The organism is Streptomyces zagrosensis (assembly GCF_014203645.1).
Classification (GTDB): domain Bacteria; phylum Actinomycetota; class Actinomycetes; order Streptomycetales; family Streptomycetaceae; genus Streptomyces; species Streptomyces zagrosensis.
Genome location: NZ_JACHJL010000009.1, coordinates 56,045 through 68,229, shown reverse-complemented (window position 1 = coordinate 68,229; position 12,185 = coordinate 56,045). Strand labels below are relative to the sequence as shown.

Genomic DNA, 12,185 nt, shown 5'->3' with positions numbered 1-12,185 from the left:
GCGCAGCACATCACGCGCCGGCGCAGCGCACCACGCGCCGGCGCGCGCGCACGACCGTTCGGGCTTCGGGCCACGGGCTTGTCCGGCTGCTCAGAACTTGATGTCGCCAATGATGCCGGCGACGTTGGTGCCGAGTTCATCGATGGTGGGGGCCATCGACGAACTGGCGAGGTAGAAGCCCAGCATCATGCAGACCACCGCATGTCCCGCCTTCAAGCCGGATTTTTTCACCAGCAGATAGACGATGATCGCCAGCAGCAACACCGCTGAAATAGACAGAGTCACAGCGGCTCACCTCCAGGTCCACACCTCGACGACTATCGACCAAGGATCAACGAGGTGGTACGACAACGGTTTCCGCGGCGCGGCACCAACCTCCGGCACCAATCCCCGGCGCAGCCGTCCCGTGCGGAGCGGTCCGAGCACCATGGCCCGGCACCTGCCCCCCACGTCCCACACGCCTCACCGGACCGGCACTACCCCGACCACAACGCAGATATTCGCTCCCACAGCGCACCCACTACGCATCACCCATCACACCCGCCTAGCTCCGCCACCGGCTCCACAGCCCCGCCCGCATGACAGAACCCGCAAGCCACGCACCGCAAGAGCCCCGGCCCGCGCGCCACCTGAGACATACCCACCAGGCGCGGGGGGTCATAACGTTCCACCCGCTCACACTTCACGGTGCACGGGAGCATGCCAGGGGCGCATGCCCGTTCGCAGCTCGCCCACGGCGGCCGTATGGCCCGTATGGCCCGGCGTCATCGCGCTTGCCCCTGGCGCTCCAGCCCCCCTCAGCAGTCCGCTCGTTGGCCCCTACCGTCGTCGGTGGGCACCCTTACGGCCCGTCAAGCTTCCCGATATCGCGCAGCGAAACTTCGGTATCCGGACGAGACCGAGACGTAGGGGCAGCCGCGGCGGGGGTCGGCCCGTAGGCTCGGGCGCATGACCGGACAGCTCTCGTTTCCTCGGCAGCACGCGCGTACGCAGCGCTTCACCCTTGGAGCGCCACGCGCCTTCAGCGTGTCCCCGGACGGCTCGCGAGTCGTCTTCCTCCGCTCACGGCACGGCACCGACCGGGCGAACCTGCTGTGGGTACTGGACGTCGCGCAGGGCCGGGAGTACCCGGCCGCCGACCCGGTGGCGCTCCTTGGCGACGCGGGTGAGGAGTTGTCGGCCGAGGAACGGGCGCGCCGTGAGCGCAGCCGCGAGGGCGCGTCCGGCGTGGTCGGCTATGCGACTGACAGCGCCGTCGAGTTGGCGGCCTTCGCGCTGTCGGGACGGCTGTTCGTCACCGAACTCCGCGCCGGCACCACCACGGAGCTGCCACTCAATGACGCGAAAGGGCCGGTGGTGGACCCGCGCCCCGCCCCCGATGGACGCCATGTCGCCTACGCGGCGGGCGGTGCGCTCCGCGTCGTCGGCAGCACGGGCACGGGTGACCGGGCGTTGGCCGAGCCAGCGGGGACGGACGTCACGTACGGCCTCGCGGAGTTCATCGCCGCCGAGGAGATGGACCGCTTTCGCGGCTTTTGGTGGTCGCCAGACAGCGACGCGCTGCTGGTCGCACGGGTGGACAACAGCCCCGTACAGCGCTGGTGGATCGCCGATCCGGCACACCCGGACCGGGAACCGGCCGAGGTCGCCTATCCGGCGGCCGGCACGGCCAACGCCACGGTCACGCTCGAACTGATCGGCCTCGACGGGACGCGTACGGAGGTGGATTGGGACCAGGAGCGGTTCCCGTACCTGGCGCGGGTGCACTGGTCGGCGGCCGGACCGCCGCTGCTGTTGGTCCAGACGCGTGACCAGCGCACACAGCGCTACCTCACGGTTGACACGACCTCCGGCGCGACCCGCACCGTGCACGCGGACGAGGACGACGCCTGGCTCGACCTCTTCCCCGGGGTGCCCGCATGGACCCCGGACGGGCAGTTGGTACGGATCGCCGACGAGGCCGGGGCGCGCGTCCTGATGGTCGGCGACCAGCGACTCACCTCCGACACCTTGCAGGTCAGGGCGGTCCTCGACATCGGTGAGCGCGATGTGCTGTTCTCCGCGGCGGTCGGTGAGGGGGCTGAACTACCCAAGGCACCCGGCGAGATCGGCGTCTACCGCGCCTGGTTCCGTACTGGCGGCGATGAGCCGGGCAGCGGCGCCCCACTGCCGAACGTGCCCGGTGGCTGCGAGCCGGTCGGCGCGCTCGCCCATCCCGCCATCACATCGGCGGTGCGCGGCGGTGACGTCGTGCTGCTGCCCTCGTCCGACCTGACCCGGCCGGGCGTGCGGGTGACGCTTCTACGGGCCGACGACGAGCGCGGGCCCGCCGATTGGGAGCGGCTCGCCGAAATCACCAGCCACGCGGAGCGCCCCGTCATCGAGGCAGCGCCGCAGTTGGTCTTCGCCGGTGAGCGGAACATCCCCTGCGCCGTGCTGCTGCCCACCGGGTACGCAGAGGGCGACGGGCCGCTGCCGGTGCTCATGGACCCTTACGGCGGGCCGCACGGGCAGCGCGTGGTGGCGGCGCACAACGCCCATCTGACCTCGCAGTGGTTCGCCGACCAGGGCTTCGCTGTCATCGTCGCCGATGGCCGGGGCACCCCTGGGCGCTCCCCTGGCTGGGAGAAGTCCGTTCGGCACGAGCTGGCCTCGGTGACGCTGCAAGATCAGGTGGACGCGTTGCACGGGCTTGCCGACCGGTTCCCGCTCGACCTTGGCCGAGTCGCCATCCGCGGCTGGTCGTACGGCGGCTACCTGGCCGGACTCGCGGCGCTGCGCCGGCCCGACGTCTTCCATGCGGCCATCGTCGGCGCCCCGGTCACCGACCAGCGGCTGTACGACACGCACTACACGGAGCGGTACCTGGGCCACCCCGACGAGCAGCCGGAGGTGTACGCGCGTAACTCGCTGATCACCGACGACGGGCTCTCTGGGGCCGCGGAGCAAATCCGTCCGATGATGATCGTCCACGGCCTTGCCGACGACAACGTGGTGGTGGCCCACACGTTGCGGCTGTCGTCGGCGCTGCTGGCCGCTGGCCGCCCGCACGAGGTCGTACCGCTGTCCGGGGTGACCCATATGACGCCGCAGGAGCAGGTGGCGGAAAACCTGCTGCTGCTCCAGGTGGACTTCCTGCGGCGGGCCCTGGGACTGACCACAGCGGGCTTCGGGGCCGGCGCCGCATAACGGCCTTTGCCGCACGGCTTCGCCTGGTGCCGTGACCGTACTGGTTGCGGGGTTGGGGTCAGGCTGCGGCGTGGGAGGGCGTCCGCCCCGGCGGATGCCCTCCCGGTCAGGGGCTGCGCTGGCGTGAGCACGCAGCGTTTCAACCCTTCGATCCTTCGATACGGCCTGCCTCCCATCGTCGCGGGTCTGTGAAGGGTTGACGTCCGCGCGTCGGGGACCGGTGCTGTTCAGCGCAGGGTGAGCGGGGTCGCGGATACGATATGGGACAGTTTCTCGGGGTTGCGGACGTAGTAGAGGCCGGTGATGCGGGCGTCTTCGATACGAAGCGCCATGACGCCGTCGATCTCACCGTCCAGGCGGACGAGCAGTGCCGGGTTGCCGTTGACCACGGTCGGTTCGGTGGTGAGCGTGCTGTCGAGCTTGCCGATGCCGCCGGCGAACATCCGGGACACCTGCTCGGCGCCGGTGACCGGCCGCAGCGCGGCGTGTTTGATGCCGCCGCCGTCGCTCATCAGGACGACCTCGGGGGCGAGCACATCAAGGAGGGCCTGCGGGTTCCCGGATTCGATCGCGCGTTGGAACGACTCAAGGACCGCCTTGCCCTCCTTCGAGGAGACCACCCGGCGGCGGGGGCGGCGGGCATCGACGTGCTGGCGGGCGCGGCGGGCGATCTGCCGAACCGCCACGGGGCTCTTGTCCACGGCAGCCGCGATCTCGTCGTAACTGATGTCGAAGACCTCGCGCAGCACGAAGACGACGCGCTCGGTTGGGGCCAGCGTCTCAAGGACGAGCATGAGCGCCATTGACATGCTCTCGGCGAGCTCGACGTCCTCGGCCACGTCCGGCGCGGTGAGCAGCGGCTCCGGCAGCCAGGGGCCGACGTATGCCTCCCGGCGGCGCTTCATGGTGCGCAGCCGGTTGAGTGCCTGGCGAGTGGTGATTTGGACCAGGAAGGCGCGCTGGTCGCGCACCTGCCCCTGGTCGGCCTTGACCCATCGCAGCCAGGTCTCCTGGAGGACGTCCTCGGCGTCGGCCGCCGATCCCAGTACCTCGTAGGCGACGGTGAACAGCAGGTTGCGGTGGGCGAGGAACGCCTCGGTCGCCGGGTCAGTGGCGCCGTCGCTCATCTCTCGTCCCTTCTGCTCATCCCTCGCAGGCTTCGCGGGCTTCGCGGGCTTCGCGGGCTTCGCGGGCTTCGCGGGCTTCGCGGTCGGCCATGGCAGCCGACCGCATTCGCGTGCGTCACAGCACGATCCTCGCAGCGCGCACCGGTCACACTGCCTGGTCGGCGGCGTCCGGTGCCTCGGCGCGGTGGGCCCGCAGCAGCCGCTGGCGCTTGGCGACACCTCCCGGAATGCGGTGCAGCTTGAACGAACCGGGCTTGTGCGCCTCGTCGGCCAGGTGCGTGGGGATCATCTTGCAGACCATCTCCTTGACCGTGGCGCCCAGGCCGTCGTCGATGTGCAGCCACACCGCGACGTCGGACCTGTTGGCGAATTGGTAGATGCCCGCGCTTCGGCCCAGGCTGATGCACTGGGCGCTCAACGACTGGCGGAGGTCATCGGGCTGCTCGCCGGCGAGTCGGCTGAGTACGGTGTCGGCGGCCCGCGCGCCTAGCGGCAGCGCGTTCACGCAGCTCATCCGCAGCGGCAGGCCGGACGGTGCCGCCGAGTCCCCGGCCGCCACGATGCGCGCGTCGTCCACGCTCGTCAGCGTCTCGTCCGTACGCAGGCGGCCCATGCCGTCGGTGCTCAACCCGCTGCGCGCGGCCAGGTCCGGAACCCCGAAGCCGACGGTCCAAACGGTGACCTCGCTCGGCAACTCACGGCCGCCGGCGAGCCACACGGCATCGCGGGTCACCGTCGTGACCTTCGCGTCGGGGCCGTCGATGACCGTCACACCGAGCTTGGCCAGCCGCTTCGCAACCGAGCGCCGGCTGCTGGCGTGCAGGTACGGGCCGAGCACGCCACCGCACACCAGGGTCACCGTGTGGCCGGCCTCCGCCAACTCGGCGGTGGTCTCGATGCCGGTGGGACCTGCGCCGACCACCGTCACCGGGGCTGTCGCGGCCGTGGCGTCGAGGACCGGGCGCAGCCGCTGTGCCTCCTCCAGCGTGGAGATCGGGTAGGCGAACTCAGCCGCCCCTGGCACGGTCAGTTCGGCGCTGCCACTGCCCACGGCGTAGATCAGGTAGTCGTAGTCGAGTGTGGCGTCGGCCGCCAGCGTCACGCTGCGCTGTGCCGCGTCGATCCGCGACACGGCGTCGGTCACCAGCCGAACCCGCTTGGCCAGGACGTCGCGGTAGGCGACGACCGCGCCGTGAGTCCCACCCACTAGCTGGTGCAGGCGGACCCGATGGACAAAGTCCGGGCGCGGGTTGATCAGCGTCACGGCCACGTCGTCGCGCAACGTCAGCCGGTTCGCCGCCATCACGCCCGCGTATCCGCCACCGATCACGACCACATGCGTGTTCTCAGTCATGGTGCCTCCTCCGATTCCAGGTGTTCGGCCTCAAGACACCGCGTCATCGTTCGCTGTGACAGGACGTGAGACAGATCACTTCACGCAGGCTCGGCTGGAGCTGTGACCGCATGGGTTGCGGGGTTGGGGCAGGCCGCGGTGCGGAGGAGGTCTACGCCCCGGCGCATGCCCCTATCGATTCGGATGCGGGCTCGTTCCTTGCGTTCGGCAGCTAGGACGCCCCGGTGTGCCGGGCGTTGGTGTTACGCGTTGGTGTTACGCCACCGCAGGTACGCAGGCGGAATCAGGGCCGGCCTGCACGGTGTGGTTGGGGCGGTTGAGCTCAAGGGGAGGAGGTGGAGGTGGCCAAGCCGGCGGCGCTGGATCGGGTCGGGCTTCGAGCCGTTGTCCGCTAACGGTTGTTCCCAGCTGAGCCAGCGGACGGCGGCGCTGAGGGCGGCGGTGGTGCGGCCGGCGGCGGTGGCGGTGCGGACGGTGGCGCTGAGGGCGGTGGCGGTGCGGCCGGCGGCGGTGGCGGTGCGGCCGGCGGCGAGGGCGGAGGGCCGTGACCGCCCGCACCCGAATAGCCGCCGCCTTGGTAGCCGTCGTTCTGGTAGCCACCGCCCTGAAAGCCACCGCCCTGGTAACCGTCGCCTCGGTAGCCCCCACCTCGCTGGCCACCGCCCTGGTAGCCGCTCTGATAGCCCCCGCCCTGGTAACCATGGGCGGGGCCGCTGCCGTAGCCATCGGCCGCGTAACCCCCGGGTCCGTAGGCCGGGGCGGGCGGGGGGCCCCAGCCGCTCGGGCGGTCGAGTTGGGGACCGCGGGGGGCCAGGGCGAGGAGCGCTATCAGCCCGGCGAGCACCTCGACGAAGGACGAGTACACGAACAGCTTGCCGCTGGTGGGCAGCTCGTCCATGTGATCGAACAGGTCCAGCTTGAGAAGGCGCGCCACGTCGGCAGTCGCGAAGACGATTACCAGGAAGGCGGCGACCAGGCCCAGCGGCCGAACGTACGGTGCGCGGCTGAGCACGAGGCCGCCCGCCACGACCGCCAGCACCGCGATGAACCAGCCGACCCAGGCGGAGGGTGCAGCGAGCACCGACAGGAGGTACTCGGTGCCGGTGAGCTGCTTCTCGTAGAGGTCCCAGCCGATTTCCTGGGCGACGTAGAACTGCCAGCTGATCAGCACGGCGCCGACACCGCCCAGGAAGAAGAACGCGGCGCCCGAACTGCCGTACGTCGGCTGGGTGAACGGCGCCGGCGGAGTCGCACCGTAGTTCCGGTCGATGGCTTGCGGCGCCGATCGGGCGGCGGACCGCGAGCCAGCGACTACCAGCACCATGACCACGCTCACCAACACCGCGGCCCAGCACGTGAGTTGAGCGCGGGTCAGCAAACCGCCGGGGATGAATCTCGCAGCGTCGGATTCGAGGCTCCACAAGCTGGGCAGCCGCAACGCGATGGTGGCGAGCGCGACGCCGACCAGGGCGCTGCCGGCAACCGCGGACCGCATCACCACGGTGCCAATCACCACGTACAAGATCAACAGCGCCAGGTCGTAGAGGGAGGAGGCGATCACGCCGTCGCTGTAGGAGTTCCGCGCGAGGCCGACCCAGCTCCACCACACATAGGAACCGTCGTCGACCTTGTTGAGATCACGCACGATCCATGCCAGCGAGACGACCGCGAATACGGCGCAGTACAGCGCGCCAAAGACCCGCACCTCACGCCTCATGGTTTGCCCCTCGCCCATGCTGGCCGCCCCCTGACTGCCGACCGAGCGGCGCCCCCGCCCGGCACCACAGGTCTACCCAGGGCTTGACTCGCTCAAGTGCGCGGGCGATGAGTTACCCAGAAATTCTGCCGGCGGCGGGCAGCCGGGCATTTCGGCCCGGCGCAGCCCGATGCGAGGCGCGCCATACGGCGGGAAAAGCGACCGGCGGGGGTGGTGGTTGCCCACGCCCCACTCGCTCCGCGGCACCCGCACGGCCGTACGACCGTCCGCTGTTCAGGATGGTGCAGGATGGTGCGTTCGTATATCGGGGTCGGGTCAGCGAAGTTGATTGACCGTTAACGCATTTGATGGCCTTTTATGGCCGTCTGCCGCTCTTTTTTGATCCTTGTCAAGCACGTGGTCACCTCAATCTGCAAAACCTTCGCTCAAGAAGACTGTCCGCGTGATGTATCCGTACGTCAGCCCCTTGACTGAGCTGGGAAATCATTGCCACAGTCCGGCTCATCCGGCGGCGTTCAGCAGCGCCCGCGGGGAGTCCGCAAGCACGGCACGGCCAGTGAGAAGTGCGGGGGCGATACGCGATGACGAGTCCATCTCAGGCCGCGGCGGCGGGAGCCGAACCGATCGCCAAGGGCGGGCTGCCGGGCCTTCCGCAGCTGCCTTCGGGCGATCCGGCCGTGCCCCAACAACTCGTCGGCCTCTCGCCCCGGCAGTTGATGTGGCGGCGCTTCACCCGTGATCGGGCCGGTGTGATCTCCGCCTGTGTGGTGTTGTTCTTCTTCGCCGTCGCCGTCCTGGCCCCGGTCATCTCGTGGTGGTACGGGAAGGACGCGTACACCACCTATGGCCTGGACCGGCCGGAGCTGTTGGACCCGATCACCGGCTATCCGATGAAGCCCAACGGCGGCATCGACGGCGAGTTTTGGTTCGGTATTGAACCCAAACTCGGCCGTGATGTGCTCATGCAGCTCGTGTACGGCATTCGTACCTCGCTCCTCATCGGTATCGCTGCCACCGTGCTTTCCACGATCACCGGCATCGTGATCGGCGTCGTCGCTGGATATATGGGCGGGCGCACCGATTACTTCCTTGGCCGACTCATCGACTTGTTGCTCTCCTTTCCACAGCAGTTGTTCTTTGTGGCATTCATGCCCGTGGTTACCGCGCTTTTCGTCAGCCCCGAGAAGGAAACGCCTACATATCTACGGGTGACAGCACTGATTTTGGTGCTGTGGCTGTTGGGCTGGATGCAGTTGGCGCGGCTGCTGCGCGGCCAGGTGCTCTCGTTGCGCGAGCGCGAGTTCATCGAGGCGGCGCGAGTGACGGGCGCCTCGCCATGGCGGATCATCCGCAAGGAGCTGCTGCCCAACCTCGGCACACCGATCATGGTGCAGTCCACGTTGATGCTGCCGATGTTCGTGACGGCCGAGGCAGGTCTGTCCTTCCTCGGCGTCGGCGTGGTGGAGCCGACCCCGGACTGGGGCCGGATGTTCGCCAAGGGTGCCGAGGTCTACGAGGGCGACATCACCTACATGTTCTTCCCGGGCGTCGCGATGGTGGTCTTCGTGGTGGCGTTCAACCTGCTCGGGGACTCGATACGCGACGCCATGGACCCCAAGACCACGCGATGACCCCGGCGGCACCCACCAAGCGGGGCCAGCCAGGGGCCACAGCAGCCAGCCAGACAGTGCGCAGCAGTGTTCCGTCCGACGAGGCAGGTGCATTCACAGCCATGACGGTCAATCGCACATCGAATGTCAGAACCTGCGCCATCGCGCTGGCCACCGGGGCCCTGGTGCTCACGGCGTGCAGCGAGGGCGGCGGGTCCAGCGACGACAACGCCAAGGAACCGTCGATGGCGGCCCAGGGCATCACCCTGGGCACCGCCGCCGACTCCACAGGGCCCGCGAAGGAGGTGCCGGGGGCAAAGCAGGGCGGCACGGTTCAGGTGCTCCAGCGTGATGCGTACGAGTATCTCGACCCCGGGCAGATCTACGTCAGCGACGAACTGATCATGCAGACGGTCTACAACCGCACGCTGACCAACTACCAGGTGGATGACAAGACCGGAAGGACCAAGTTGGTCGGTGACCTCGCGACGGATACCGGCACATCGTCGGACGGCGGCAAGACCTGGACGTACAAGCTCAAGGACGGGCTGAAGTTCCAGGACGGCACGCCGATCACCACCAAGGATGTGCGGCACTCCATCGAGCGGCTGTACCACAAGTCCCAGACCAACGGCCCGACGTACCTCCAGCAATGGCTGTCGGGCGAGGGCCAGAGCTACCGCAAGGCGCTGCCCGACGGCCCGTACAAGGGCGATCACCTACCAGCATCGGTGCTCGATACGCCGGACGACAAGACCCTCATCTTCCATTTCAACCAGCCGCGCGCCGAGGTGCCGTTCGCGGTGGCCATGCCGAACATCGGCGCGGTGCCGCCGGACAAGGACTCGCCGAAGTACAACAAGAAACCGATCTCCTCCGGCCCGTACAAGGTGGCGAACTTCAAGCCGGGCAAGGGCATCACCTTCGTCAGGAACGAGCATTGGGACCCGAAGACCGACCCGATCCGGCATCAGTACGTGGACAAGTTCGAGGTCTCCTTCGGCCATCAGTGGGTGGACTCCACTCGCCGGCTACTCGCCGACAAGGGCGCCGACCAGCACGCCATGACGTGGAACAACGCGGTCGATCCGGCGCAGATCTCCACCGTCCTCAAGGACAAGAAGGCATTGGCGCGCTCGCTGACGCGCACCCAGCCCTATGTGGACGTCGTCAGCATCAACACCAGCCGCGTCAAGAACAAGAAGGTGCGCGAGGCGCTGGCCTGGGCGTTTCCAAACGGTCAGTATCTCCAGCAGTACGGCGGCCCCAAGGCCGGTGAGATCGCCGGGTCGTTGGTCGGCCCCACCCTCAAGGGCCACAACAAGGGCTTCGACCCGTTCCAGAAGAAGAAGTACCCCGGCGGCAACATCGCCAAGGCGAAGGAGTTGCTGAAGGAGGCGGGCGAGGAGGGCTACCCGATCGTCTACGCGTACGGCAACGACAAGCCCGCGCAGGACGCCTCTGTGGTGGTCGAACGCGCCCTGGAATCGGCCGGCTTCACGGTGGAGAAGAAGGAACTGGACCGGGGCACGTACTACACGCAGATCGGCAAGGTGAACAACACCTACGATCTGTACCGCTCATCGTGGAGCGCCGACTGGCCATCCGGCTCCACCGTCGTACCGACGATCTACGGCGGCAAGAACGTCTACGACGACTCGCCGAACTACTCACACCTCAACTCCCCCGCGATCAACAAGGAAATCGAGCGGATCGCCAAGATCGAAGACGTCGATCAGGCCGCCCCCGAATGGGTCACGTTGGGTGAACGCATCCTCACCGAGGAGATCCCGCAGGTCCCCGTGTTTTACAACCGGCTGTTCACGCTGTGGGGTTCGGGCATCGGTGGCGTGAAGTTCCACGAGCCGTACGGTGCCGTGGACCCAACGGCCGTGTTCGTGAAGTGACCACAACCACGCGTCAGGAGCGCCTGGTGCACCTGCTGCACCAGGCGCGCTCCCGGCGCACCAGGTTCGTCTGCTGCGCGCCACCCGCACGGCGCGCCTGGCGGTGCGCCCAGCGCGTACGGCGCGTACCGCGTGCCCAGCGCGCGGCACACCCTCACGCGTACGACACCTACGACACGTACGACAGCAGCGCCACGACCATGACGTAACCGCTCCTCCCCTCCCACCCACGACAACACCACCGCTGGAAGCCCGGCCCCGCAGCCCACCGACCCGGAAGACCCGCGATGCCATGCTGAGATTCCTCGCCCGCCGCTCCCTCGGCGCGATCGTGATACTCCTCCTCATCAGCGCGATCACGTTCTTCCTCTTCTTCGCGCTGCCGGCGGAGCCCGCCAGGCTCGCCTGCGGCAAGAACTGCGATCCGGCGTCCCTGGCGATCATCAACAAGAACCTCGGCCTCGACCAGCCGGTCCCCGTCCAGTACTGGGACTTCATGGTCGGCATCTTCGCGGGCCGTGACTTCCCCATCGGGCGCTGTGACGCCCCCTGCTTCGGCTACTCCTTCGTCAACCAGGAACCGGTCTGGGGCACCATCGTGGACCGCTTCCCCACCACGCTCTCGCTCGCCATTGGCGGTGCCGCGGTCTTCCTGGTGGTGGGTGTGGGCATCGGGATGATCGCCGCGTGGCGGCGCGGCACATGGATCGACAAGTTCTTCAGCTCGTTGTCGCTGCTCGGCCAGTCCATGCAGATCTACTTCGTGGGCGTGCTGTGTCTGGCCTGGTTCGTCAGCGGGCTGTCGATCATGGAACAGCCGGCGTACCACCCGATCACGGAGAACCCTGCCAAGTGGTTCAGCGGCATGGTGCTGCCCTGGCTGGTGCTTTCGCTGATCTTCATGGCCAACTACAGCCGGATGACCCGCTCCCAGATGGTCGAGCAGCTCCAGGAGGACCACGTCCGCACCGCCCGCGCCAAGGGGCTGTCCAGCCGTACGGTCTTCTTCCGCTACGCCTGGCGCGGGGCCATCGCGCCCATCGTCACCATCTTCGGCATGGACCTCGGCTCGCTGCTCGGTGGCGCGATGATCACCGAGTACACGTTCACGCTGCACGGCATCGGACGGCTGGCCGTGGACTCCGTACGGCTGACGGACCTGCCCATGCTGATGGGCGTGATGCTGGTCAGCTCGGGGGCGATCGTGGTGTTCAACATCGTGGTGGACGCCGTCTACGCCGTCATCGATCCGCGTGTGCGCCTCGCCTAGGAGCCCTGACC

Annotated in this window: 9 protein-coding genes; 5 read left to right on the top strand and 4 right to left on the bottom strand. The window is 68.2% G+C overall.

What is annotated here, in order from left to right; translation table 11 throughout:
- Positions 1-90: 90 nt before the first annotated feature.
- Positions 91-285, bottom strand: a complete 195-nt coding sequence (locus tag FHS42_RS18240) for a hypothetical protein (RefSeq protein WP_184573317.1) — start codon at positions 283-285, stop codon at positions 91-93.
- Between the two features lie 663 nt (positions 286-948).
- On the opposite strand from FHS42_RS18240, the gene FHS42_RS18235 reads away from it, so the two are divergent.
- Entirely contained in the window at positions 949-3,189 is a 2,241-nt protein-coding gene (locus tag FHS42_RS18235) for a S9 family peptidase (protein ID WP_184573316.1), read from the top strand.
- Positions 3,190-3,416: 227 nt separating this feature from the next.
- Here the strand turns inward: FHS42_RS18235 and FHS42_RS18230 are convergent, their stop codons facing one another.
- The 3 genes from FHS42_RS18230 to FHS42_RS18220 form a co-directional block, all read right to left on the bottom strand.
- Entirely contained in the window at positions 3,417-4,316 is a 900-nt protein-coding gene (locus FHS42_RS18230) for an RNA polymerase sigma-70 factor (protein WP_184573315.1), read from the bottom strand.
- A gap of 145 nt (positions 4,317-4,461) precedes the next feature.
- Positions 4,462-5,670 (bottom strand): NAD(P)/FAD-dependent oxidoreductase, encoded by a 1,209-nt coding sequence (locus tag FHS42_RS18225; RefSeq protein WP_184573314.1) that lies wholly within the window; start codon positions 5,668-5,670, stop codon positions 4,462-4,464.
- Between the two features lie 391 nt (positions 5,671-6,061).
- On the bottom strand, positions 6,062-7,387 hold the full coding sequence (locus FHS42_RS18220; protein WP_184573313.1) for a hypothetical protein: 1,326 nt from the start codon (positions 7,385-7,387) through the stop codon (positions 6,062-6,064).
- 581 nt (positions 7,388-7,968) lie between these two features.
- Between FHS42_RS18220 and FHS42_RS18215 the strand changes: the two genes are divergently transcribed.
- From FHS42_RS18215 to FHS42_RS18200, 4 genes are all read left to right on the top strand, one after another.
- Positions 7,969-9,018, top strand: a complete 1,050-nt coding sequence (locus tag FHS42_RS18215) for an ABC transporter permease (protein ID WP_184573312.1) — start codon at positions 7,969-7,971, stop codon at positions 9,016-9,018.
- A gap of 101 nt (positions 9,019-9,119) precedes the next feature.
- On the top strand, positions 9,120-10,904 hold the full coding sequence (locus tag FHS42_RS18210) for an ABC transporter substrate-binding protein (RefSeq protein WP_184573311.1): 1,785 nt from the start codon (positions 9,120-9,122) through the stop codon (positions 10,902-10,904).
- The gene (locus FHS42_RS18205; protein WP_184573310.1) at positions 10,901-11,113 is read left to right on the top strand and encodes a hypothetical protein; all 213 of its coding nucleotides are present in this window, start codon (positions 10,901-10,903) and stop codon (positions 11,111-11,113) included. The genes FHS42_RS18210 and FHS42_RS18205 overlap by 4 nt, the downstream gene beginning before the upstream one ends.
- Positions 11,114-11,196: 83 nt before the next feature.
- Positions 11,197-12,174, top strand: a complete 978-nt coding sequence (locus FHS42_RS18200) for an ABC transporter permease (protein WP_184573309.1) — start codon at positions 11,197-11,199, stop codon at positions 12,172-12,174.
- Positions 12,175-12,185: the final 11 nt, after the last annotated feature.